Origin of the sequence: Micromonospora sp. NPDC005205 (assembly GCF_040608275.1) — a bacterium.
Taxonomy (GTDB): Bacteria; Actinomycetota; Actinomycetes; order Mycobacteriales; family Micromonosporaceae; genus Micromonospora.
In genome coordinates this window covers 1-24,297 of the sequence record NZ_JBEXHV010000002.1, presented here as the reverse complement: position 1 = coordinate 24,297, position 24,297 = coordinate 1, and the positions used below count along the sequence as shown (strand labels likewise).

Sequence of the window (24,297 nt, the reverse complement as noted above, 5' to 3'; positions counted from 1 at the left end):
CGGGCTGGATGGCACTACCGGCGTCGCGGGGCGGCGGTCAGACTCGCTCCGGTAGCGTTTGGCGTACACCTGATTGTCTGTTTGAGGGGGACTGTGCGGTGCGAGTGACCGGAACCGGGCACGCCAGCATGCGGATCGACACGGCCGCGGGCAGCATCCTGTGCGACCCGTGGGTCAACCCGGCCTACTTCGCGTCGTGGTTCCCGTTCCCCGACAATTCACTGCTGGACTGGGAGAGTCTGGGGCAGGTCGACTACCTGTACGTCTCCCACCTGCACCGGGACCACTTCGACGCGAAGCACCTACGCGACTTCATCTCGAAGGACGCCACGGTCCTGCTCCCCGAGTTCCCCACCTCGGAGATGGAGGACGAGTTCCGGGCGCTGGGCTTCACCAAGTTCCTGAAGGCGCCCAACGAGCAGGTGGTGGAGCTGCCCGGCGGCCTGAAGATCATGATTCAGGCGTTGACCAGCCCGACCGACGGGCCGATCGGCGACTCCTCGCTCTGGGTCGAGTACGAGGGTGTGCGGCTGCTCAACCAGAACGACGCCCGCCCCACCGACCTGAGTGTCTTCGCCGAGTTGGGCCACGTGCACGCCCACATGCTGCAGTTCTCCGGTGCGATCTGGTACCCGATGGTCTACGAGCTGCCGCAGGCGGCGAAGACCGCGTTCGGCAAGCAGAAGCGTGACCGGCAGTTCGACCGGACCTGGCGCTACATCGACGATCTGAAGGCCGATCACGTCTTCCCGATCGCCGGCCCGCCGTGCTTCCTCGACGACGCGCTGTGGCAGTTCAACGACATCCACGGCGACGAGGGCAACATCTTCCCCGACCAGTCCGTCTTCCTGTCGGAGTACGCCAAGGTCGGCGGCACCAACGGGATCGTGCTGCTGCCGGGCAGCGTCGCCGACGTCACCACCGAGGGCGCGAGCACCACCCACCCGGTGCCGGTGCAGGAGTTCTTCGCGAACAAGGTCGCGCACCTGGAGGAGATGCGGGAGCGCAAGCGCCCGATCATCGAGGCGGAGAAGGCGTCCTGGCGGCACCCCGAGGTGGACGTGCTCGGCGAGATGAAGCGTCGGATCGAACCGCTGCTCGACGAGTCGATCTACCTGGCCAAGGGGGTCGGTGGCCCGGTCCGTTTCGACCTGGTGGGGTACGACGGCGAGAGTGTCGAGTCGATCGTGGTGGACTTCCCCGGCAAGGAGGTCCGGCCGTACGCGGACGAGAAGGTGCGCTACCGGTTCCGGACCGAGCGGTCGCTGATCGAGCACCTGCTCTTCATCGACGAGGTGGACTGGGTCAACTCGCTCTTCCTGTCCTGCCGGTTCTCGGCGGCCCGGATCGGCCAGTACAACGAGTTCGTCTACGCGTTCTTCAAGTGCCTCTCCGAGGAGCGGCTCCAGTACGCCGAGGGCTGGTACGACGAGCACGAGCGCAGCACCGACGCCGAGGACATCACGTTGGGCGACTGGGTGGTGCAGCGGCGGTGCCCGCACCTGAAGGCGGACCTGACCCGCTTCGGCATCGTCGACGGTGACCAGCTCACCTGCCAGTTGCACGGCTGGCGCTTCGACCTGCCCAGCGGCCGCTGCCTGACCAGCGTCGGGCACAAGGTGCGAGCCCACCGGGTGGACGCGGAAACCCCCGCTCCGGCCGGCGAAGCAGTGATCTGACCCCCGCCCCACCCGCGATCTTGCACTTCCTGTTGCGCCGAAGCAGGGCGTACCGCCCATAGCGGCGACCGAAAGTGCAAGATCGCGGGAGTTCGGTCAGCGGCCGAGGTCGGTGAGGATGCGGCGGGCGGCGTTGTGGCCGGCCGCGCCGATGACGCTGCCGGCCGGGTGGCAGCCGGCGCTGCCGGCGTACACACCGTCGACGCCGGTGGCGTAGGGCATCCGGTCGGTGAACGAGACGGTGTTGTCGACGTGGTGGATGTGCCCGCCGGTGATGCCGAAGTGCTCCTCGATGCCGGGCGGCGGCAGCGGCACCGCGTCGGCGATCAGCTCGGCGGTGCCGGGGGCGTACCGCTCGACGATCCCGAGCAGCCGGTCGACGTAGCCGGGCAGCTCCGCGTCCCAGGTGGTGCCGGCCAACTCGTAGGGGACGGACTGGACGAAGAGCGCCGACGAGTGGTGCCCGGCGGCGTCGGAGAGCGACGGGTCGACAGTGGTGTGCAGGTACCACTCGATGGTGGGCTCCGCCGGCAGCAGCCCGGCCTGCACGTCCGCCCACATGGCGCGCAGCGCGGTCATCGGTGAGGTCTCCGCCCCGCCGACCAGCGACGCCGACCCTGGCAGCAGGTGGATGGTCGAGCCGAACGGGCTCGGCGTGCCGTCCGGCAGGCAGGAGAACCGGGGCAGCCCGGTGAGCGCCAGGTTGAGCTTGAGGGTGGTGCCGGGCCGACGGACCGCCGCCATCCGTTCGCCGAGCCGCGCCGGGAGCGCGCCGTCGGGCAACAGGTCCATCAGCCGGTACGGGTCACACGCGCCGAGCACCACCCGGGCGGCGACCTCCCGACCGTCGGCCAGCACCACTCCGCTCGCCGCGCCGCCGTCCATGGTCACCGCGTGCACCGGCGTACCGGTCAGGATTGTCGCTCCGGCGGCGCGCGCGGCTTCGGCGAAGGTCCTGGAGACGGTGCCCATCCCACCCTCGGCGATCATCCAGGTGCCGCCGGAGCCGGGCAGTCGGCACATGTTGTGCACGAGGAAGTTGTGGCCGGTGCCGGGGTCGTCCGGGCCGGCGTTGAGCCCGGACAGGCCGTCGGTGACCGCGTACATGCTGACCAGCAGCTCCGAGCGGAACTCGAACCGGGCCAGGTAGTCGGCGACCGAGCCCTGCACGAGGTCGACGAAGACCTGGCGCAGCGCCGGACGGACGTGCCGTTCGGCGGTCTCCTGGACGCTCAGCGGCTCGGCCAGCCAGGCCGGGGCGAGGTCTTCCCGCAGCGCGGCCAGCTCGGCCTGCATGGCGTCGTCGGCGGCCACGTCGGCGGGGGAGAAGAACTCGGCGAGCTGCGCCCGGGTGGCGGCGGTGTCACTGCCGAAGAGCAGGTACGGCGAGCCGAGGCGGCCCGGGGTGGGGAGGAAGTAGTGCGGGTCGCGGCGTAGCACCGGGATCCGTACGTCGAGCGTGGCGAGCAGCTCCGGAGGCATCAGCCCGAGCAGGTACGACCCGGTGGAGTGGCGCAGCCCCGGCACCTTCGGGAACGGGTTCTCGGTGCGGGTCGCGCCGCCGATCACGTCGGCTGCCTCCAGCACGAGGACGTCCAGGCCGGCCCGGGCCAACAGCACTGCGGAGACCAGCCCGTTGTGCCCGGCACCGATGATCACGACGTCGGCGCGGGCCGGAATCTCACTGCTCATGCCGCGGCAGCCTAGTCCGCCCCACCACCCCAGGTCACCCCTTCCGCCCTCTTGCCTACCCCCACCCCGCCGTCCCGTTGATCATGAAGTTAGCGCCGCGACACGCCGCACCGAGTGGCAACAACTTCATGATCAACCAGACCGGCGGGCCGGGTGGGGGAGGTGGAGGGTGAAGGTGGAGCCTTGGGTGGGGGTGCTGGTGGCGCGCACTGTGCCGCCGTGGGCCTCGGTGAGCTTGCGCACGATGGCGAGACCCAGGCCGCTGCCTCCGGTCTGCCGGCTCCGCGACTTCTCGGCCCGCCAGAAGCGGTCGAAGACCCGGGGCAGGTCCTCGGCGCTGATACCGCTGCCGGTGTCGGTCACCGAGATGATGACCTCGGCGTCGGTCGCGCCGGCGCTGATCGCCACGCGCCCGCCCGACGGGGTGTGCCGTACCGCGTTGGCCACCAGGTTGCCGACGGCCTGGCGGAGTCGGACCGGGTCGGCGTCCACCTGCGGGTCGGCCTCGGTGCGTACCGTGATGCTGACGCCGAGCCGGTCGGCCTGGGCCCGGTGTGCCTCCGCCACCTGGGCGAGCAGGTCGGTGAGGTAGACCTGCTCATGGTGCAGCCGCAGCGCGCCGGCGTCGGCCTCGGCCAGGTCCTGCAGGTCGGTGATCACATGTTGGAGCAGTGTCGCCTCCTCCAGCAGTGAGGAGAGCAGCCGGCGGTCGGGGGCCGCGACGCCGTCCTCGACCGCTTCGAGCCAACCCCGGATGTTGCTCACCGGCGTCCGCATCTCGTGGGCGATGTCGCTGACCATGGCCCGGCGTAGCTGCTCCAGCCGTTCCCGCCGTTCGGCCATGTCGTTGAAGGCCTCGGCCAGCCGGGCGATCTCGTCGCGGCCGGTCACCCGGACCCGGGCGGCGCCGTCGCCGTCGCGCATCCGTTGGGCGGCCCCGGTCAGCGCGTGCAGCGGACGGGTCAGCCGGATGCCGGCGAGGACGGTGAAGCCGATCGTCACCAGCAGGACGAGTCCGGCGACCGCGACGATGCGGGTCTGGTTGGCGGGGGAGAGGTCGAAGGTGGTCGAGGGGCGACCGCCCGGGTCGGTGACGAAGAGGGTCGCGGCCGGGGCGACGTACGGGAGGAGTTGTTCGCGTCGACTGGTGCCGACGCACGCGCTGACCGCCCGGTTGTGCTCCTGGTCGACGCCGGCCGCGCTGCGGGAGTCGGGTGCGCTGGCCGCCGGCTGCCTCGTCCAGGTCCAGTTCAGGTCCACCTGCACGGCGGGCAGGCGCCGCCGCGCCAGGCAGGTGTTCACCAGGGCGTTGAGCTGGGCGAGCGCCTTGCCCTCGGTGGCCGTACGGGCCGCGAGTTCTTCCCTCAACTGACCGCAGGCGGCACTGTCGGCGAGGTCGGTGCCGGGGGTGTCGAGGCGGGGGCGGCCGGTGGGCCCGTCCACGACGGTGGCGTCGATCTGCGCCCGGAGCCGCAGACACTGGGCCGCCCGGGCCGCCTTGTCGCGCAGCGCGGCGCGCTCCTCGGGCGGGAGCAGGTACGGCCCGGTGGTGCGCGGGTCGATGCGGCTGGTGCCGCCGTCACCGCTGCCCCTCGGCAGGGTGGTGCCGCCGTCACCGCCGCCCGGCAGTGTGGTGCCGGGTATCAGGGCGGTGTCGACGGCGAGCGCGTCGACGGTCGCGGACGACGTCGTCGGCAAGGGGCCCGCGCCGGGTGCCGAGTCCGCGATCAGCGCACCGGTCTCGGTGGTCAGGGCGATCCGTCGGCCGACGTCCTGGGCGAGCGGCCGAAGGGCCGCGTCGACTCCGTCCCAGGTCGGGTGGGTCGCCGCGTACGCGAGCACCGTGTCGTAGATGCGCGCGTCGTCGGCGAGCGCCTGCCCCTGCTCCTGCCGGATCGCTCCGGTGGTGGTGCGGACGGCCAGCCACGCGGTCGCCGCGATCGAGCCGATGGCGATGAGGACGGCCAGCGCCAGCAGTCGGAGCAGCAGGCTGCGGCGCAGCGGGACCTCACCCGACACGGGGTGACTCTTCGACGAGCTTGTATCCGATGCCGTACACGGTCACCAACCGGGCCGGCTTGCGCGGGTTCGGCTCGATCTTCCGGCGGAGGTTCATCACGTGCACGTCGACGGTCCGGTTGGTGATGTACCTGTCGAACCCGTGCAGGTAGCCCAGGAGCTGATCCCGGGTGAACGCCCGGGAGGGCTGGGCGGCCATCGCCTGGAGCAGTTGGAACTCACCGGGTGTGCAGTCGACGAGGCGTCCGTCGCTGCGTACCTCGTGGCGCACCGGGTCGACGTGCACGGCGCCGACCCGCAGCACCGGGTCCGCCGGCGTCCGTTGGCCCCGGCGCAGCAGGCTGCGGGCCCGGGCGACCAGTTCGCGAGGGCTGTACGGCTTCGTCATGTAGTCGTCGGCGCCCAGGTCGAGGCCGAGCAGCAGGTCGTCCTCGGTCGACCTGGCGGTCAGCATGAGCACCGGAAGGTCGGACTCCCGGCGCAGGATGCGACACACGTCCAGGCCGTCGACCTTCGGCATCATCACGTCGAGGACGAGCAGCGCCGGGGGCCGTTGACGGATCTGCTCCAGGGCGGCCCGCCCGTCGGCCACCACAGTCACCTCGTGCCCCTCGCGTTCCAGATACCGGCGCGCCAACTCCGCCTGCTTCTGGTCGTCCTCGGCTACCAGCACGTACGCACACACGGCAGCGACTGTACGTGGCTCGGACCGGTTCCAGCAGGGCCGCTGAGCTGGGGCTATCGGATGACGACCGCTTCCTTACAGGTCTCTGACACCCGGGCGTGAAGCTGCACGCCATGACCAACTCAACCCATCGGGTCGCGGCCGGGCTCGCCGCGGTCGCAGTGCTCGCCGTCGCCCTCACCGGCTGCGGCGGCGGTGCGTCCAGCGCCGACAAGGACACCGCCAGCGGCGACGTCGCGTCGCTCGTCAACCCGTCCGCCCCGGCGAGCGCCACCCCGGCCGGTGGTGCCACCAACGGTCGACCGCAGCTACGCCTGGACATGACCGACGAGGAGGAGGAGCGGCTCTGGGGGACGTACAACATCTGTCTGCACGACAACGGCGTGAAGCTGAACGACGGCCGGTCACAACCCGGGCCGGTGGGGGACGGCACGGGCCTGTCGCTGGACCAGAGCGGTGAGCCGAAGGCGGCGTACGTGGCGTGCGCGAACAAGCTGCCGCTCCAGCCGCCGGAGCTGGACCCGGAGAAGAACCCGAACTACGTGAGCCAGTGGAACGACTACGTCCAGTGCCTGCGCGGGCGAGGGCTGAAGATCCACTCACTGCCGGACGGCTCCGGCTGGACCTACGACGACGGCGTCGCCGACCCGACCAACGGACTTGAGGGTCCGGGGATGGACAAGGTCGAGCGGGAATGCACTGTGGAGATCTTCGGTGCCAAGAAGTAACCCGAGCGATGATCCTGGCCGGCGGACGACCCGGCGTACCGCGATCGTGGTGGCGGCGGTGACAGTGGTGGTCGCCGTCGGTGCCGGCGTCGGTGCGCTGGCTCTGCGGCGTCACCCCGGCGGTGATGTCGCTAGCGCACCGCCGCCGGTCACCACGACGACAGTGACCCGGGCCGACCTGTCGGACAGCCGCTCGCTCAACGGCACGCTCGGCTTCGGCCCGGAGCGGTTGGTGAAGGGTGCCGGAGAGGGCGTTGTCACCCGGCTGCCGAAGGTGGGCGACACGGTGGCCCGGGGTAAGCCGCTCTACTGGGTCAACGACCGGCCGGTGCCGGTGCTGTTCGGCGGGACGCCGCTCTTCCGCACGCTCGACAAGCCGGGTCTGGTGGGCAGCGACGTACGGATCGTGTCGGACAACCTGAAGGCGCTGGGCTACCACACCGGCTCGCAGCCGTCCCGGGCCACCGACGGCACGAAGGTCGGCACGGGTCAGGCCCTGCTCACCACGAGCCTCGTCGGCGCGATCAAGAAGTGGCAGCAGGCCCTCGGTCTGGACCCGACCGGGACGATCGGGGTCGGGCAGGTCGCGGTGCTGACCGGGCCGGCCCGAATCAGCGCGGTGAAGGCGCTGCCAGGTGACCCGGTCGCCGGTGAGCTGCTGGCCGTCACCGAGAAGGTCAAGCTTGTCACTGTGCCGGTCGGGGCCACCGACGTCGGCGCCATCACGGTGGGCACGGCCGTGGTCGTCGCCCTGCCGGACAGCTCCGAGATCCCGGCAAAGGTCGCCTCGGTCTCGCAGACGGTGCGCGGCGGGGGGTCGGACGGCGGCACCGGGCAGGGCAGCCCGCCCACCGTGGACGTCCTCGTCGCACCGACCCGGGCGGCGGACGTGGCCAAGCTGGACGCGGCCACGGTCCAGGTCCGCTTCACCACCGCCGTCCACAAGGGCGTACTCGCGGTGCCGATCGGCGCGCTGGTGGCGCTCCGCGAGGGTGGGCATGCGCTGCAACTGGCCGACGGCGCGCTGGTGGCAGTGGAGACCGGGATGTTCGCCCGGGGCCTGGTCGAGGTCAGCGGCACCGGTGTGATCGAGGGCCTCGACGTGGTGACGGCATCGTGATCGCCGAAGCGGTGCTGAACGTCGAGGGAGTCAGCAGGACGTACCCCGGCGGGGTGACCGCACTGGACGACGTCTCACTGACCGTGCGCGCCGGCGAGATGCTCGCCATCGTCGGGCCGTCCGGGTCCGGCAAGTCCACGTTGCTGAACATCATGGGCACCCTCGACCTGCCGACCAGCGGTCGGGTACGCGTCGCCGGGCAGGAGGTCACCGCGCTGTCCGACCGGCGGCTCTCCGCGCTGCGGGGCCGCTGGCTCGGTTTCGTCTTCCAGCAGTTCCACCTCACCAACGGCCTGGATGCCGCCGAGAACGTCGCCACCGGCCTGCTCTACGCCGGGGTGCCCCGTCGTCGCCGTCGCCGCACCGCGATCGAGGCGTTGGCCCGGGTCGGCCTGGCGCACCGGGTGAACCACCTGCCGCAGCAGCTCTCCGGCGGGGAGCGGCAGCGGGTGGCGATAGCTCGGGCGCTCGTCAACGAGCCGGCGCTGGTGCTGGCCGACGAGCCGACCGGCGCCCTCGACACGGCGAACGGGGAGGCGGTTCTTGACCTGCTCACCGACCTCAACGCGGAGGGCACCACCATCGCCGTGATCACCCACGACCGCGATCTCGCCGCCCGTACGCCTCGACAGGTGGAGATCCGCGACGGCCGGATCGTCGCCGACACCGTCGCCGGGAGCGGGGCGTGAGCGCGTCCCCGGGTGGCACCCGGTCGACCCGGCTCGCCCCGGCCGACGTACTCCGGCTCGGTCTGCTCGGCCTGACCACCCGTCGGATGCGGGCGGTCCTCTCCGCCCTGGGCATCTCCATCGGCATCGCCACGCTGGTCGTCGTGGTGGGTATCCCCGCGTCCAGCCAGCGCGACCTGATGGAGCAGCTCTCCGCCCTCGGCACCAACCTGCTGCGGGCCGAACCCGTGCCCGATCAGAACCCGCCCGTCCTCCTGCCCGAGGACGCCGCCGCCATGGCGTCGCGGATCGGGCCGGTCCACGCGGCGAGCGCGGTCGCGAACACCCACACCGCCGTGCGCCGCAACGAGCTGCTGGACCGGTACGACACGTCCGGGCTCACCGTGCTCGCGTCCCGGCCGGACCTGTTGGGGACCGTCAACGGCCGGGTCCGCAGCGGCCGGGCCCTCGACGACGGGTCGGCCCGGCTTCCGACCGCCGTCCTCGGCTACGTCGCGGCGAGCCGGCTCGGCTTCGCCACTGTGGACCCGCGACAACCACCCCAGGTGTTCATCGGCGAGCGCTGGTTCACGGTGATCGGCATCCTGGACCCGTTGCCGCTATCTCCGGATCTCGACCGTTCGGTGCTGGTCGGGTGGGACGCCGCCAGGGCCATGCTCGGCTTCGACGGTCACCCCACCGTCGTCTACCTGCGGGCCAGGGAGGACGCGTTGGAGGACGTCCGTGCCGTGCTGCCAGCCACCCTCAACCCGCAGTTGCCCGGGCTGGTCCAGGTCAGCCGCCCCTCCGACGCGCTCGCCGCGAAACGGGCCACCGAGGACAGCTTCTCGGCGCTGTTCCTCGGGCTGGCGGCGGTGGCCCTGCTGGTCGGCGGCATCGGCGTGGCCAACACGATGGTCATCTCCGTGCTGGAACGCCGTCGGGAGATCGGCCTGCGCCGGGCGCTCGGCGCGAGCCGCGGCCAGATCCGGGTGCAGTTCCTCACCGAGTCGGTGCTGCTCAGCGTGCTCGGCGGTGCCGCCGGGGCCGCCCTGGGGGTGCTCGCCACGGTCGGCTACGCCAGCTACCAGGGCTGGCCGCCCACCATCCCACTGCCCGCTGTGCTCGGCGGAGTGACCGCCGCCCTCCTGGTAGGCGTGGTGGCCGGCGTCTACCCGTCAATCCGAGCCGCCCGCCAAACCCCCACCGAAGCCCTGGCAACCCCGTGACAGGCCCCCGCCGCCCGATTCCCTTGGTTGATCATGAAGTTATTGCCACTCGGCGCGGCGTGTCGCGGCAATAACTTCATGATCAACGGGGCGACGGGCCGGGGGAGGGCGACGGGTCGGGGGTGGGGGTCCGGCGGTTGGTGCGCCAGTTTGCGAGGGCCAGGGTGGCGGAGTAGCCGGCCAGGACGATCACGTGGAACAGGTAGAGCCAGAGGAGGACGGCCACGCCGGCGCCGATGTCGTCGAAGCCGCCGAAGGGCACTCCCAGGTCCAGCGGGAGCGAGGCGAAGAGCACGAAGCCGTGCAGGAATCCGGAGAGGTTCGCCGCGGTGAACGACCCGACCCCGAGGGTGGAGAGCCAGTCCGGTGAGGCCGGCCCGACGACCCGGAACACCCACACCAGCACCGGCGTCAGCACCAGCCAGACCGCCAGGAACGACAGCACCACGCCGAGCACACCGAGCCAACCGCCCTGGCGTACGAGGCGGGTGGTGAGCGGAAGCGCCAGCAGGATCGACAGCAGCAGCGCGGGGGCCGGCGCGAGCAGTGGCAGCAGCAGGAGTCGGCCCCGCCAGCCAACCAGGTGCTCGTCGGAGCGGGGCGCGGCCACCGAGACGAACGCCCGACGCAGGCCCTCGCCGTACAGCGAGGCGGGCAGCAGGGAGGCCAGCGCCAGCAGCGGGGTCAACCCCACCCCTGCGTCGACCAGTGCCTCCACCGCCCGGGGCGCGCCGATCGCGGTGGGCAGGGCCTCCACGGCGTACGAGGTGAGCCGGCGTACCTGGTCGGCCCCGGCCACCAGCGCGGTGAGCCAGATCGCCAGCAGGGCGACCGGCACCACGGCGATCGCCCCGTAGAAGGTGATCGCGGCGGCGTGCAGCGACAGGTCCCGTCCGCGCACCGGACGGAACGCCGCACTGGTGATCCGTTTCGTGCGCTGCCATCCGTTGCCCATCGGGTCCTCCTTCCCTGTCGTCGGGGCTGTCACTCCTTAAGATCGCCGGTCATGACTGTTCTCACCACCGAACGCCTGATCCTGCGCGATTGGACCGCCGATCCGGCCGATCTGGCCCGGATCTACGACATCTACTCCCGCCCGGAGATCAGCCGTTGGTTGGGAGTCGCGCCGGGCCTGCCGCTGACCGACCCGGCGCAGGCCGTCGAGCGGCTGCGGATCTGGCAGGAGCGGCACGCCGCCGACGGCGGCCGGTACGGCACCTGGGCGATCGAGGTACGGGAGACGGGTCAGGTGGTGGGCACGGTTCTGCTCAAGCCGTTGCCGGGGCGCGACGAGTCGCGTCGGAGCGACGACATCGAGGTGGGTTGGCACCTGCACCCGGACGCGTGGGGCCACGGCTTCGCCACCGAGGCGGCCCGCGCGGCGGTCGACCGGGAGTTCGCGGCCGGTACCCGGGAGATCTACGCGGTCGTGGCGCCGGGCAACGAGCCGTCGATGGCTGTCGCGCGGAGGCTGGGCATGACCCATGTCGGCCAGCGCACCGACTGGTACGGCGGGGAACTGCTGGAGACGTTCGTGCTGACCGCACCAGATGCCTGATCGTTCCCGCACGACCTGACGCAAGATCCGCGCAACTTCGGGGAAGGTGCTGCCTCCGGTCGTCGGGAGGCAGCACCTTCCCCGAAATTATGGGCAGGTCGACCCTCGGGGCAGACAAGTCCATCAATAGTCACGGCGGTCGAAGTGTTGACGCTCCCGTAGCACTTCAGTAACCTTTGGGCCAAAGTAACGCAAGATTTCGACAAAGGCGTGCACGGTTCTGTGCACGTACTCGGAAGATTCAACGGGCCTCCTGGGGAGGCCCGTTGATGGTCGTACCCCTCTGGTGTTTCCACGGCGGTCGGCGCCCCCGCGCCGCCCGCACCACCCGTCTCTCTCGACACCGGCCCTCTCGCGTCGGCCGGCGCTGCACCGCCGCACCCCCCCACCCCCGTGGTCCAGCCACCGCGGCAACCGTCCCCCGACGACAAGGACAGTGATGAGACGAACGAACCTGTTCAGGATGGTGGCGGCCACGGCCGCCGCCGCGCTGATCGCGACGGCCGGGGCGACCGCCCTCGCGAACCCGGCCGCCGCGGCCCGCCCCACCGAGCCGGCCGCAGCAGCACCGAGCGCCTTCGCCCCGGCGGCCACCAACCTCGCCCAGGGCCGTCCCACCCAGGAGAGCGGCCACGCCGACGTCTACGACTCGTCGAAGGTCGTCGACGGCAACGCGGGCAGCTACTGGGAGAGCGTCAACAACGCGTTCCCCCAGTGGGTGCAGGTCGATCTCGGCTCGTCGCAGAGCGTCAACCAGGTAGTTCTGAAGCTGCCGACCTCCGGTTGGGGGACCCGGACGCAGACGCTGAGCGTGCGGGGCAGCACCAACGGTTCGTCCTTCACCGACCTGGTCGGGTCGCAGACGTACACCTTCAACCCGGCGAGCGGCAGCACCGCCACGATCAACTTCGGCTCGACCTCCACCCGCTACGTCCGGATCACCATCACCGCCAACAGCGGCTGGCCGGCCGGGCAGCTCTCCGAGCTGGAGGTGTACGGCAGCGGCGGCACCACCCCGGACACCACAGCGCCGAGCGTTCCCGGCAACCTCTCGTACACCCAGTCGGGCACCACCATCAGCCTCAACTGGGTCGCGTCGACCGACAACGCGGGCGGCAGCGGCATCGCCGGCTACGACGTCTACCGCAACGGCGCGTTCCTCCAGTCCGTCGGCAACGTGACCACCTTCAACGACACCCAGCCGGCCACGGCGACAGTGTCGTACTTCGTCCGGGCCCGCGACGCGGCCGGCAACCTGTCCGGCAACAGCAACACGGTGACCCGTACCGGCAGTGGTGACACCACCGCGCCGAGCGTCCCGGGGACGCTGTCGCAGAGCACGTCGGGCAGCACGATCACGCTCACCTGGGGAGCCTCCACCGACTCCGGTGGCAGCGGGCTCGCCGGCTACAACGTCTACCGGGGCGGCAGCCTGATCGCCACGTTGGGCACCGTCCTCACCTACCAGGACACCCAGCCGGCGACGGCGACCGTCTCCTACCACGTCCGGGCCCGCGACGGAGCCGGCAACCTCTCCGGCACCAGCAACACCGTCACCCGGACCGGCAGCAACCCGCCGGCCTGCACCAACGTGGCGCAGGGCAAGAGCATGACGGCGAGCGGCTCGACCTTCAGCTTCACCCCGGACAAGGCGAACGACGGGCAGCTCTCCACCTACTGGGAGGGCGCGGCGAGCTACCCGCAGAACCTGACAGTGGCGCTCGGCGCGAACCACTCCATCTCCGGTGTCACTGTGAAGCTCAACCCGGATTCGTCCTGGGGCACCCGTACCCAGACCATCCAGGTCCTCGGCCGCGACCAGGCCTCGTCCTCGTACACCAGCCTGGTGTCGGCGGTGGCCTACCAGTTCGTCCAGGGCAGCAACGTGGTGACCATCCCGGTCAGCGCGACCACAGCGGACGTGCAGTTGCGGTTCACCGGTAACACCGGTGCCCCGTCCGGCCAGGTCGCCGAGCTTGAGGTGTGCGGCACCCCGGCGCCCAACCCGGACCTGGTCGTCAGCTCGGTGACCTGGTCGCCCTCGTCGCCCAGCGAGGTCTCCCCGGTCACCCTCTCGGCGGTGGTGCAGAACATCGGCTCGGCGTCAGCCGGTGCGACGACAGTGAACTTCAGTCTGGCCGGCGCGGTCGTCGGCAGCGCCTCGGTGGGCGCGCTCGCCGCGGGCGCCTCGACCACTGTGTCGTTCAACGCCGGTACCCGGCCGATGGGCAGCTACGCCGTCTCGGCGGTGGTCGACCCGGCGAACACGATCGTCGAGCAGAACAACGGCAACAACAGCTTCACGGCGGCGTCGCCGCTGGTGGTGGCGCAGGCCCCGGGCCCGGACCTTCAGGTGCTCAGCATCGCCTCGAACCCGCCGAACCCGGCCGTCGGGGCGTCCGTCACCTTCACCGTGACGGTTCGCAACCGGGGCACCACCGCGACCGGCGCGACCACCGTCACCCGACTGGTGGCGGGCAGCACCACGCTCAACACCAACACCGCCTCGATCGCCGCCGGCGCGACGGTCACCGTGGCCGTCAGCGGCACCTGGACCGCCACCAGCGGCGGCGCCACCCTCACCGCCACCGCCGACGCCACGAACGTGGTCGCCGAGACCAACGAGACGAACAACGCGTTCAGCCAGTCGATAGTGGTCGGGCGTGGGGCAGCCGTCCCGTACGTCTCCTACGAGGCGGAGGCCGGTCGTTACCAGGGCACGCTGCTGGAGACCGACGCCCTGCGGACGTTCGGACACACCAACTTCGCCAGCGAGTCCTCGGGGCGCAAGTCGGTACGGCTCACCAGCACCGGCCAGTTCGTCGAGTTCACCTCTGCCAACCAGGCCAACTCCATCGTCGTGCGCAACTCCATCCCGGACGCGCCCGGTGGCGGCGGCATCGAGGCGACCATCAGCCTCTACGTCAACGACGTCTTCTCCCGGAAGTTGACACTGTCGTCGAAGCACAGCTGGCTCTACGGCAACACCGACGGGCCGGAGGCGCTGACCAACACCCCGCAGGCCGACGCCCGGCGGCTCTTCGACGAGTCGAACGCGCTGCTGGCGCAGTCGTACCCGGCCGGCACCCGCTTCAAGTTGCAGCGCGACTCGGGTGACACCGCCTCCTTCTACGTCATCGACATGATCGACCTGGAGCAGGTGGCGGGGCCGGCGAGCCAGCCGGCCGGCTGCACCTCGATCACCTCGTACGGCGCGGTTGCGAACGACGGGATCGACGACACCGCAGCCATCCAGCGGGCGGTGACCGACGACCAGAACGGTGTCATCAGCTGCGTCTGGATTCCCGCCGGGCAGTGGCGGCAGGAGCAGAAGATCCTGACCGACGACCCGCTGAACCGGGGCATGCACAACCAGGTCGGCATCAGCAACGTCACGATCCGAGGCGCCGGCATGTGGCACTCGCAGCTCTACACGCTGACCGAGCCGCAGAACGTGGTGGGCGGCATCAACCACCCGCACGAGGGCAACTTCGGCTTCGACATCGACAAGAACACCCAGATCTCCGACATCGCCATCTTCGGCTCGGGCCGGATCCGCGGCGGTGACGGCAACGCCGAGGGTGGCGTCGGTCTGAACGGTCGCTTCGGCGCCGGCACGAAGATCAGCAACGTCTGGATCGAGCACGCCAACGTGGGCGTCTGGGTGGGTCGCGACTACGACAACATCCCCGACCTGTGGGGGCCGGCCGACGGGCTGGACTTCAGCGGCATGCGGATCCGCAACACGTACGCCGACGGCATCAACTTCAGCAACGGCACGCGCAACTCGCGGGTGTTCAACTCGTCGTTCCGCACCACTGGCGACGACGCGCTCGCCGTCTGGGCCAACCCGTACGTCAAGGACCGCAACGTCGACATCGCCCACGACAACCACTTCGTCAACAACACCATCCAGTTGCCCTGGCGGGCGAACGGCATCGCCATCTACGGCGGCTACGACAACTCGATCCAGAACAACCTGATCTACGACACCGCCAACTACCCGGGCATCATGCTGGCGACCGACCACGACCCGCTGCCGTTCTCCGGCACGACGCTGATCGCCAACAACGGGCTCTACCGCACCGGCGGCGCGTTCTGGAACGAGGACCAGGAGTTCGGTGCCATCACGATCTTCCCGGCCACCAGGGACATCGTCGGAGTCACCATCCGGGACACCGACATCATCGACTCGACCTTCGACGGCATCCAGTTCAAGAACGGTGGCGGAAACATCCCGAACGTCGCCATCACCAACGTACGGATCGACAAGTCCAACAACGGTGCCGGCATCCTCGCGATGAGCGGAGCGCGCGGCAACGCCAACCTGACGAACGTGACAATCACCAACTCGGCCGACGGCAACATCGTCATCCAGCCGGGCTCACAGTTCGTCATCACCGGCGGCTAGTTCGCCGCTTGATCAACACGGTTTCAGTGAAGTCGGGGTGTCCGCGGACTGCGGACGCCCCGATTTCCATGAAGCCGAGTCGATCGCCGCAGCGCAGGGTCCGTCGTGGGCGTCGCGCCGCCGGCAGCGGCCGGCATCGCCGAGCAGGCCGTCACAGAACACTCGGGTACGCAGGAACTGCGCGACCTCCTCGCTGGGCGTGGTCTCGCCGAACCTTCACCCCGTCGGCCTGGACGGCCGTCGTCATGTTCGCGGCGGTGAGCCGGCCCGTGCGATGATCACGGCCGGCTCGCTGGCGGGAGGCTGACGAATCAGGATGGGTGTCGTGACGACCGGGCTCTGCCTCGCCGTACCCGCCCTGTTCGTGCTCTGGTTCTGGGGCCGACCTCTGCTCACCGGCCGCTGGAAGACTCCGGGCTGGTTCGCCGCGACGGCCGGGCTCTCGATCGTCGCCACCGCTGTCACCTGGTTCGTCGGCGCGTTCGCGGGTTCCTCCATGAGCTCGGAGGAGTCCTGCCGACAGGCCGGCGTCAGCTACGACAGTGCCTACCGCGCCGCGCACTGGCGTGAGTCGTCGATGTGGTTCCCGCTCCGCGACCGATGCAACGCCACCTACGACCTGGTGCCCGTCTGGGTCAACCCGGCCCTGGTGCTGCTGTCCCTGCTGGCCGTCCTCTGTGTCGGCGCAGCGGTCTGGCTGGCCGTCGTGCGGCACCGGACCACGACGAGTCGGGCACCGGCCCGCAGATCTTGGACACTTTCCGTTCGGCCATGACAGTTCGGCCATGACGGAAACTGTCCAAGATCTGCACGCGCCTCGCTGCGGTGCAGTCATTTCGGGCTGACGGACCCTGTGTGCGATGACGCGCTTCTGGGGCTGCGATGGCTAGGCTGACCTGAGCAGAATGTCCCGCTGAGGGGGTGAGCCCGGATGGCCCAGGCCGCGTTCGCGCCGGAGCCGACGCCGCAGCACACCGAGCCGTCGTTCGACGTGCTGCGGTGGCACGACGAACCCTGGACTGCGCAGCTCGCCCTCGACCTGTTGCCGGAGACCAACGGCCCCAAGGTTGAGGTCCTGAGCGGAAGCGTGATCGTGACACCACATGCGGGAATCGATCATCAGTCGGTCGAGCGGGAATTGCCCTACGTGCTGCACCGTGCTGCGCGGAAGGCAGGATTCTGGGTCTATCCGGAGATCAACGTCATCTCCGGGAATGATCTCTTCATCCCGGACATCGCTGTGCTGCGCAAGTCCGGTGGTGGCCGAACGACGGTCCCCATCGCCGAGGCGGTGTTGTTGGGGGAGATCGTTTCGCTGGGTGACCGACGTAAGGGCGTGATCGACCGGCCCCGCGAGTACGCCGCCGTCGGGGTGCCGTTCTTTCTCCGGGTGGACCTGCGTAACCGGGTGCCGACCATTGCCCTGTTCGAGCTGTCCGACGGGGAGTACCGGCCGTTGGCCGCCGCTGCGGCGGGGAGCACCTTCGCGATGCGGGAGCCGTTCGAGTTCTCCATCGACCCGGCCGAGTTGCTGGACGAGGAGGAGCCGGCGGAGGGGGAGGGCTGAGGCTCCCAGCGGGCGTGCAGCGGCGGTGGGGAAGAATGGCCGGGTGACTACCCCCCGCGACCTTGTTCTGCTCGGGTCCACCGGTTCGATCGGCACCCAGGCCATCGACATTGTCCGGCGTAACCCGGACCGGTTCCGGGTGGTCGCCGTGGGTGCGGGCGGCGGCAACGTCGAGCTGCTCGCCGCGCAGGCCCTGGAACTGGGCGTCGAGGCGGTCGGGGTGGCGAAAGCGTCCGCCGCGCAGGATCTGCAACTCGCGTTCTACGCGGAGGCGAGCCGGCGCGGGTGGGCCACCGGTGACTTCAAGCTTCCCAAGATCGTGGCCGGGCCGGACGCCATGACCGAGCTGGCCCAGTGGCAGTGCGACATCGTGCTCAACGGGGTGGTCGGCTCGCTGGGCCTCGCTCCTACGCTGGCCGCGCTGCGCGGTGGTCGTACCCTCGCGCTTGCCAACAAGGAGTCGCTCGTGGCCGGCGGCCCGCTGGTCAAGGCCGCGGTGACGCGGCCGGGGCAGATCGTGCCGGTCGACTCGGAGCACTCGGCGCTGGCCCAGTGCCTGCGCTCCGGGACGCGGGGTGAGGTGCGGCGGCTGATCGTCACGGCCAGCGGCGGTCCGTTCCGGGGGCGGCGGCGTGACGAGTTGACGCAGGTCACACCCGAGCAGGCCCTCGCGCACCCGACCTGGAACATGGGGCCGGTCGTCACGATCAACTCGGCGAGCATGGTCAACAAGGCGCTGGAGGTGATCGAGGCGCACGAGCTGTTCGACGTGCCCTACTCCGACATCACCGTGATGGTGCACCCGCAATCGGTGATCCACTCGATGGTCGAGTTCGTCGACGGGTCGACGATCGCCCAGGCGAGCCCACCGGACATGCGGCTGCCGATCGCGCTGGGCATCGGCTGGCCCGACCGGGTCCCCGAGGCGGCCACCGCCGTCGACTGGACGGCCGCGCACACCTGGGAGTTCGCGCCGCTCGACGACGAGGCGTTCCCGGCCGTCGCCCTGGCCAAGGCCGCCGGGGAGGCCGGGCGCTGCCGGCCGGCGATCTACAACGCGGCGAACGAGGAGTGCGTGGCCGCGTTCGTGGCGGGCCGGCTGCCGTTCCTCGGCATCGTCGACACCCTCGAACGGGTGTTGGAGGAGGCTCCGGACTTCGACGAACCAGGTACCGTCGAGGACGTGCTCGCGGCTGAGTCGTGGGCGCGCGCGCATGCGCAGGAGATCATCGCGGGTTCGGTGGAAGGAGCTTGATGTCGTACCTGCTCGGGGTGGTCCTCTTCGCCCTGGCCATTCTCATCTCGGTGAGTCTGCACGAGGCGGGTCACCTGCTGACCGCCAAGGCGTTCGGGATGAAGGTCACGAAGTACTTCGTCGGTTTCGGGCCCACCATCTGGTCGTTCCGGCGAGGTGAGACGGAGTACGGCCTCAAGGGCATCCCCCTCGGCGGCTTCTGCAAGATCGTCGGGATGACGCCGCAGGACGACGACGTCGAGCCGGGCGACGAGTCCCGGGTGATGTGGCGCTACCCGGTCTGGAAGCGGACCATCGTGATGGCCGCCGGGTCGATCACCCACTTCGCGCTCGCCCTGGTCACCATCTGGATCCTGGCCGTCTCCGCCGGCCTGCCCAACCCCGACTTCCCGACCACCGACGCGCAGGCCCGCCAGGAGCCCGCCGTCATCCAGCTCAGCCAGTGCGTGGTCCCGGAGAACGCGGTGCGCGCCTGCACCTCCGCCGACGCGGCCAGCCCGGCCGCCCAGGCGCAGTTGAAGAACGGGGACCGGATCACCTCGATCAACGGCACCCCGGTCAACTCCTACGGCGACCTGCTCACCACGCTGCGCGGGCTCAAGCCGGGCGACACCGCGCAGATCGCGTACGTCCGCGACGGGCAGCCGGCCACCACCAGCACCGTGCTCGCGCAGACCCAGCGTCCGCCGCTGGACAACCCGACCGGTGCCGCCGCCCCGGTGGCCGCCCTCGGCGTCGGGCTCGTCCCCAGCACGCCCACCCGCGTGACGTACGGCCCGGTCGGGGCCTTCGGCGCCACCGCCGACTTCACCGGTCAACTGGCCGTCGGCACCGTCCAGGCACTCCAGCGCCTCCCGCAGAAGGTCCCCGCCCTGTGGACCGCCCTCACCGGCGGCGAGCGTGACATCGACACCCCGATCAGCGTCGTCGGTGCCAGCCGGCTCGGCGGCGAGGCGGTGGAGAACAACGCCTGGCTGGTCTTCTTCATGCTCTTCGTGTCGCTGAACTTCTTCATCGGCGTGTTCAACCTGCTGCCGCTGCTTCCGGTGGACGGCGGCCACATCGCCATCGCCTGGTTCGAACGGGCCCGCTCCTGGATCTACGCGAAGATCGGCCGGACCGACCCCGGCCGGGTGGACTACCTCAAACTGATGCCCTTCACGTACGCGGTGATCCTGATCGGTGGCGCGTTCACGCTGCTGACCATCGCCGCGGACGTCGTCAACCCCATCACGCTCTTCTCAAGGTGAGTGCCTGAAGTGACAGCTATCAGTCTCGGTATGCCCGCCGTGCCGCCCCCGCCGCTCGCTCCCCGCCGGGCCAGCCGCCAGATCATGGTCGGTTCGGTCCCGGTCGGCGGCGGTGCTCCGGTGTCCGTGCAGTCGATGACCACGACCCTCACCTCCGACATCAACGCGACCCTCCAGCAGATCGCCGAGCTGACCGCGTCCGGCTGCCAGATCGTCCGGGTGGCCGTGCCGTCCCAGGACGACGTCGAGGCGCTGCCCGCGATCGCCAAGAAGTCGCAGATCCCGGTGATCGCCGACATCCACTTCCAGCCCAAGTACGTCTTCGCCGCGATCGACGCCGGCTGCGCGGCGGTCCGGGTCAACCCCGGCAACATCCGGCAGTTCGACGACAAGGTCAAGGAGATCGCCCGTGCCGCGGGGGCGGCGGGGGTGCCGATCCGGATCGGCGTCAACGCCGGGTCGCTGGACAAGCGGCTGCTGAGCAAGTACGGCAAGGCAACCGCTGAGGCGCTCGTCGAGTCGGCGCTGTGGGAGTGCTCGCTGTTCGAGGAGCACGGCTTCCGGGACATCAAGATCTCGGTCAAGCACAACGACCCGGTCGTGATGATCCGGGCGTACCGGCAGCTCGCCGAGCAGTGCGACTACCCGCTGCACCTCGGCGTCACCGAGGCCGGGCCGGCGTTCCAGGGCACCATCAAGTCGGCGGTCGCCTTCGGAGCGCTGCTGGCCGAGGGGATCGGCGACACGATCAGGGTGTCGCTGTCCGCCCCGCCGGTGGAGGAGATCAAGGTCGGCAACCAGATCCTGGAGTCCCTCGGTCTGCGCGAGCGGGGCCTGGAGATCGTCTCGTGCCCGTCCTGCGGGCGGGCCCAGGTGGATGTCTACAAGCTCGCCGAGGAGGTCACCGCCGGCCTGGAAGGGCTGCCGGTGCCACTGCGGGTCGCCGTCATGGGCTGCGTGGTGAACGGTCCGGGTGAGGCCCGGGAAGCCGACCTCGGCGTCGCCTCCGGCAACGGCAAGGGCCAGATCTTCGTCAAGGGGCAGGTCGTCAAGACGGTGCCCGAGGCCCAGATCGTCGAGACCCTCATCGAGGAAGCGCTGCGGCTCGCCGACGAGATGGGCGCCGAGCTTCCCGAGGAGCTGCGAGGGCTGGTCACCGGCCCGACCGTCACCGTGCACTGATTTTCCAGGTGGAAACAGCGGCCGTTCCCCGTGCGGGGAACGGCCGCTGTGCGTTTGTGCTGATCGTGCGCTTGTGCGCCGTGGTGCTCGTAGCCGCGGTGCTGTAGCCGGGCGCCTTGGTGCTCGTGCGCTGCGGTGCGGGCTGGCGCTGTGGTGCGGCCTGGCGTCACTCGGATTCGGCGAGGATCGCGTACAGCTTGCGCCGGGTCTCGTCGAGCACCTGGGCGGCCCGCTCACGCTGGTCGTCGGTGCCGTTCATCATCACCTGGCGCAGCGCGTTCATCGCCTGCGTGCCGGAGTCGCGGATGTCGTGCCAGCTGCTCACCGTGCCCTGGGCGACGTCCGCCCACGGCGGGGTCTGCGCGGCTTCGGTCGCCTCGGCCTGACCGGCCTCGGTGACGGTGAACCGCTTCCGCCCACCACCGGAATCCTCGGTGCTGGCGACGATCACGCCCTCGTCCTCCAGGAGCTGGAGGGTGGGGTAGATCGAGCCGGGGCTTGGCCGCCACGCACCGCCGGTGCGGGAGTCGATCTCCTGGATCATCTCGTAGCCGTGCATTGGCCGCTCGGTGAGCAGGGCCAACACGGAGGCTCGGACGTTGGGTCGTCGGCCCCGACCCCGACCACGGCCCCGGCCGCCCCAGGGGCCGCCGTGTCCGTGCTCGTGGCCATGGCCGTGCGGACCGGGCGGGACCGGTGGGAAGCCGAACCCCCGCATCCGGGCCTCGTGCATCGGGTGGTGCTGTCGGTGGAACCTCATGGGGCTCTTCCTTCCTTAGGACTATCGCTGATGCATCAACGATATATCGGCAATGCATCGTCGACAACCCCTATCTAACAAACCGTACGTACGTCTTGTTAGGGTGTCGGTCATGCGCCTGCTTCCCCCGCCGGGTCCGGCCCGGGTCCTCACCCTCGGCACTCTGGTCAAGACCGTGGGGCGGGGCCTCTGGCTCGTCGCCAGCGCGCTCTTCCTCACCCGGTCGGTCGGCCTGTCGGCCACCCAGGTCGGCATCGGGCTGACCATCTCGGCCCTGGTCGGTGTGTTGGCCAGCGCCCCGAGCGGCTACCTGGCCGACCGCGTCGGTCCGCGCGGCGTGCAGGTCGGCGCGCTGTTCGTCGCCGGCACCCTGACCGTCGGCCTGATCGCCGTCCGGTCGTTCCCCACGTTCGTACTGGTGGGAGCCGCCACCGCGCTTGCCGACGCGGTCGAGCGGGGTGCCCGCGGCGCGTTGATCGCCGGAGCGATCCCTGCCGACCAGCGGGTCCGCACCCGCGCCTACCTGCGAGCCACCACCAACGTCGGGATCTCCGTCGGCGCCGTCCTCGGCGGCTTCGCCATCGCCGCCGACACCCGGACCGGGTACGTCGCGCTGATCCTGGCCTCGGCGGCGACATCCCTGGCGGCAGCGGTGGTCTTCCTTCGGCTACCCGCCGTCGCCCCGGTCGCCGCCCCGACGCACGGTCCTCGGCTGGTCGCTCTACGGGACCGCCCGTTCCTCGCCTTCACCCTGGTCGACGGGCTGATGTCGATGCACTTCAGCCTGCTCACCATCGCCCTGCCGCTGTGGATCGCCGGCCACACCCGGGCCCCGGCCTGGATGATCTCCGCGTTGACACTGGTCAACACCGTGGTGGTGGTGCTCCTTCAGGTACGCGCCGCGGGCACCGCCGCCACACTGCCCGGAGCCGCCCGCGCCGCTCGTCGAGCGGGCGTGGCCATCGCCCTGGCCTGCGTACTCTTCGCCGCCAGCGGCGCGCTGCCCACCGCCGGGGCGGTGGGCCTGCTCGGCCTCGGGGCGCTCGCGCACGTCACCGGAGAACTGTGGCACTCCGCCGCCGGCTGGGCGATCTCCTTCGGGCTGGCACCGGCGGATGCCCAGGGGCAGTACCAGGGGGCGTACGGCATGGGCTATGAACTGGGCAAGATGCTCGCACCGGTGGTGGTGACCACCCTGGCCCTCGGCTGGGGCGTACCCGGCTGGCTCGTACTCGGTGCCCTGTTTCTCCTGCTCGGAGCCCTGGTGCCCCCGGTCGTCCGGTGGGCCGGGCGGACCCGGCCTCGGGTAACCGGTGCCGGCCTTGTCACTCGACCGGCGAAGCGGGGGGCTGATCTGGCAGGCTGATAGCCGTGCTGACGGTGCCGGTACGCCAACTGGGGGAATCGGAGCGCCGCGCGGTCGAGCGACTGCTCGACCATGACCCGTTCGCGGGCGCGCAGGTCGCCGAGCGCATCGCCGCGCGCGGACTCTCGTGGTGGCGGGCCGAGGGCAGAATCCTGGGGTACGGAGCCCGCCGCAACCTCGAATCACTCTGCTGGCTCGGCGGCAATCTCACGCCGGTGCTGGCCAGCGACGCCGCGGTGGCTGCCTTCGCCGACCTGCTCGCGGGCGAGGAGCGGCTCTGCTCCTCCATCGTCGGCCGGGCCGATGCCGTCCTCGGGCTGTGGGGCCGCCTCTCCGACACGTGGGGGCCAGCGCGAGACGTTCGCCCCAATCAGCCACTGCTGGTCACCGACACACTGCCACCCGTACCGGCCGATCCGGAGGTACGCCAGGTTCGCTCCGGCGAGGTCGACCGGCTCTTCCCGGCGGCGGTGGCCATGTACACCGAAGAGGTCGGCGTCTCCCCGCTGGCCGAGGACGGCGGACGCAGCTACCGCCGACGGGTCAACGACCTGGTCCGGACCGGTCGCGCGTACGCCCGCATCGTCGACGGCAAGGTCGTGTTCAAGGCCGAGTTGGCAGTGGTCACCAAACGGACGGCGCAGATCCAGGGCGTCTGGGTGGCACCGGAGTGGCGAGGTCGGGGGATCGCCACCGCCGCCATGGCAGCCGTGGTCCGCGACGCGCTGCTGCGGGTCGCCCCCACCGTCAGCCTGTACGTGAACGACTTCAACCTCCCGGCCCGCCGCGTCTACGAGCGCTGTGGCTTCCAGCCGATCGGCACCCTGGCCACCGTCCTCTTCTGACCGCTGCGGGTGAGGGTGGTGATGCATCCTCGTAGATCTTGGACACTTTCCGTTCGCGCGAAACTGTCGTGTCCCGAGACATGTGTCAAGGGGAAGTCCCGATAGATGTGTCATGTGTTGTTGATCAGGCTGCTCGGGTGAGGGTGGTGTAGGTCCGCTCGGGGGTGAGGTGGAAGTGGCCGAGGGGGTGGCCGTCGTGGTGGTAGATGGTGATTCGGTTGTGGTCGCGGATGGCGGTGACGGTGGTGCCGGCGTGGGTGGTGCCGACGCTGGTGCGGTGTCC

The 24,297-nt window shown here is 70.4% G+C and carries 19 protein-coding genes; 14 read left to right on the top strand and 5 right to left on the bottom strand.

Going from position 1 to position 24,297, the window contains the following annotated elements:
- Positions 1–98 precede the first annotated feature (98 nt).
- A complete protein-coding gene (locus ABZU43_RS04730; protein WP_355005221.1) occupies positions 99–1,679 on the top strand; it encodes a Rieske 2Fe-2S domain-containing protein in 1,581 nt (526 codons plus the stop codon).
- A gap of 96 nt (positions 1,680–1,775) precedes the next feature.
- Here the strand turns inward: ABZU43_RS04730 and ABZU43_RS04725 are convergent, their stop codons facing one another.
- The 3 genes from ABZU43_RS04725 to ABZU43_RS04715 all read right to left on the bottom strand — a co-directional run bounded on the left by ABZU43_RS04725 (position 1,776) and on the right by ABZU43_RS04715 (position 6,075).
- Positions 1,776–3,371: an NAD(P)/FAD-dependent oxidoreductase gene (locus ABZU43_RS04725; RefSeq protein ID WP_355005220.1), complete on the bottom strand. Its 1,596-nt coding sequence runs from the start codon at positions 3,369–3,371 to the stop codon at positions 1,776–1,778.
- A 132-nt stretch (positions 3,372–3,503) separates the two neighbouring features.
- The gene (locus ABZU43_RS04720; protein ID WP_355005219.1) at positions 3,504–5,390 is read right to left on the bottom strand and encodes a HAMP domain-containing sensor histidine kinase; all 1,887 of its coding nucleotides are present in this window, start codon (positions 5,388–5,390) and stop codon (positions 3,504–3,506) included.
- Complete coding sequence (locus tag ABZU43_RS04715) at positions 5,380–6,075, bottom strand: response regulator transcription factor (protein ID WP_355005218.1); 696 nt, start codon at positions 6,073–6,075, stop codon at positions 5,380–5,382. Before ABZU43_RS04715 ends, ABZU43_RS04720 begins: the two co-directional genes overlap by 11 nt.
- Before the next feature lie 113 nt (positions 6,076–6,188).
- On the opposite strand from ABZU43_RS04715, the gene ABZU43_RS04710 reads away from it, so the two are divergent.
- The 4 genes from ABZU43_RS04710 to ABZU43_RS04695 are packed head-to-tail and all read left to right on the top strand — an operon-like array spanning position 6,189 to position 9,820.
- On the top strand, positions 6,189–6,803 hold the full coding sequence (locus ABZU43_RS04710) for a hypothetical protein (protein WP_355005217.1): 615 nt from the start codon (positions 6,189–6,191) through the stop codon (positions 6,801–6,803).
- Positions 6,790–7,923 carry a hypothetical protein gene (locus tag ABZU43_RS04705; protein WP_355005216.1) on the top strand — a complete coding sequence of 378 codons (1,134 nt, stop codon included), beginning with the start codon at positions 6,790–6,792 and terminating at the stop codon, positions 7,921–7,923. The genes ABZU43_RS04710 and ABZU43_RS04705 overlap by 14 nt, the downstream gene beginning before the upstream one ends.
- Entirely contained in the window at positions 7,923–8,612 is a 690-nt protein-coding gene (locus tag ABZU43_RS04700) for an ABC transporter ATP-binding protein (RefSeq protein ID WP_355005663.1), read from the top strand. The genes ABZU43_RS04705 and ABZU43_RS04700 overlap by 1 nt, the downstream gene beginning before the upstream one ends.
- Complete coding sequence (locus tag ABZU43_RS04695; protein ID WP_355005215.1) at positions 8,609–9,820, top strand: ABC transporter permease; 1,212 nt, start codon at positions 8,609–8,611, stop codon at positions 9,818–9,820. The genes ABZU43_RS04700 and ABZU43_RS04695 overlap by 4 nt, the downstream gene beginning before the upstream one ends.
- A gap of 82 nt (positions 9,821–9,902) precedes the next feature.
- Here ABZU43_RS04695 and ABZU43_RS04690 read toward each other — a convergent pair whose 3' ends face one another.
- Entirely contained in the window at positions 9,903–10,775 is an 873-nt protein-coding gene (locus ABZU43_RS04690; RefSeq protein WP_355005214.1) for a YhjD/YihY/BrkB family envelope integrity protein, read from the bottom strand.
- Positions 10,776–10,826: 51 nt separating this feature from the next.
- On the opposite strand from ABZU43_RS04690, the gene ABZU43_RS04685 reads away from it, so the two are divergent.
- From ABZU43_RS04685 to ispG, 7 genes are all read left to right on the top strand, one after another.
- Positions 10,827–11,378 carry a GNAT family N-acetyltransferase gene (locus ABZU43_RS04685; protein WP_355005213.1) on the top strand — a complete coding sequence of 184 codons (552 nt, stop codon included), beginning with the start codon at positions 10,827–10,829 and terminating at the stop codon, positions 11,376–11,378.
- Between the two features lie 439 nt (positions 11,379–11,817).
- Positions 11,818–15,789, top strand: coding sequence for a CARDB domain-containing protein (locus ABZU43_RS04680; protein ID WP_355005212.1), 3,972 nt, complete (start codon positions 11,818–11,820; stop codon positions 15,787–15,789).
- Positions 15,790–16,114: 325 nt separating this feature from the next.
- Positions 16,115–16,564, top strand: coding sequence for a hypothetical protein (locus ABZU43_RS04675; protein WP_355005211.1), 450 nt, complete (start codon positions 16,115–16,117; stop codon positions 16,562–16,564).
- Between the two features lie 156 nt (positions 16,565–16,720).
- A complete protein-coding gene (locus ABZU43_RS04670; protein ID WP_355005210.1) occupies positions 16,721–17,356 on the top strand; it encodes a Uma2 family endonuclease in 636 nt (211 codons plus the stop codon).
- Positions 17,357–17,399: 43 nt separating this feature from the next.
- Positions 17,400–18,611 carry a 1-deoxy-D-xylulose-5-phosphate reductoisomerase gene (gene dxr, locus ABZU43_RS04665; RefSeq protein ID WP_355005209.1) on the top strand — a complete coding sequence of 404 codons (1,212 nt, stop codon included), beginning with the start codon at positions 17,400–17,402 and terminating at the stop codon, positions 18,609–18,611.
- On the top strand, positions 18,611–19,861 hold the full coding sequence (locus ABZU43_RS04660) for a site-2 protease family protein (protein WP_355005208.1): 1,251 nt from the start codon (positions 18,611–18,613) through the stop codon (positions 19,859–19,861). The genes dxr and ABZU43_RS04660 overlap by 1 nt, the downstream gene beginning before the upstream one ends.
- A 9-nt stretch (positions 19,862–19,870) precedes the next feature.
- Complete coding sequence (gene ispG / locus ABZU43_RS04655) at positions 19,871–21,043, top strand: flavodoxin-dependent (E)-4-hydroxy-3-methylbut-2-enyl-diphosphate synthase (RefSeq protein WP_355005207.1); 1,173 nt, start codon at positions 19,871–19,873, stop codon at positions 21,041–21,043.
- Between the two features lie 166 nt (positions 21,044–21,209).
- On the opposite strand, the gene ABZU43_RS04650 is transcribed toward ispG, so the two are convergent.
- On the bottom strand, positions 21,210–21,803 hold the full coding sequence (locus tag ABZU43_RS04650; RefSeq protein ID WP_355005206.1) for a PadR family transcriptional regulator: 594 nt from the start codon (positions 21,801–21,803) through the stop codon (positions 21,210–21,212).
- Positions 21,804–21,915: 112 nt separating this feature from the next.
- On the opposite strand from ABZU43_RS04650, the gene ABZU43_RS04645 reads away from it, so the two are divergent.
- Together ABZU43_RS04645 and ABZU43_RS04640 are read left to right on the top strand one after the other, a co-directional pair.
- Positions 21,916–23,169, top strand: coding sequence for an MFS transporter (locus ABZU43_RS04645; protein ID WP_355005205.1), 1,254 nt, complete (start codon positions 21,916–21,918; stop codon positions 23,167–23,169).
- Positions 23,170–23,174: 5 nt separating this feature from the next.
- Positions 23,175–24,014 carry a GNAT family N-acetyltransferase gene (locus ABZU43_RS04640; protein WP_355005204.1) on the top strand — a complete coding sequence of 280 codons (840 nt, stop codon included), beginning with the start codon at positions 23,175–23,177 and terminating at the stop codon, positions 24,012–24,014.
- The last annotated feature ends 283 nt before the right edge of the window (positions 24,015–24,297 follow it).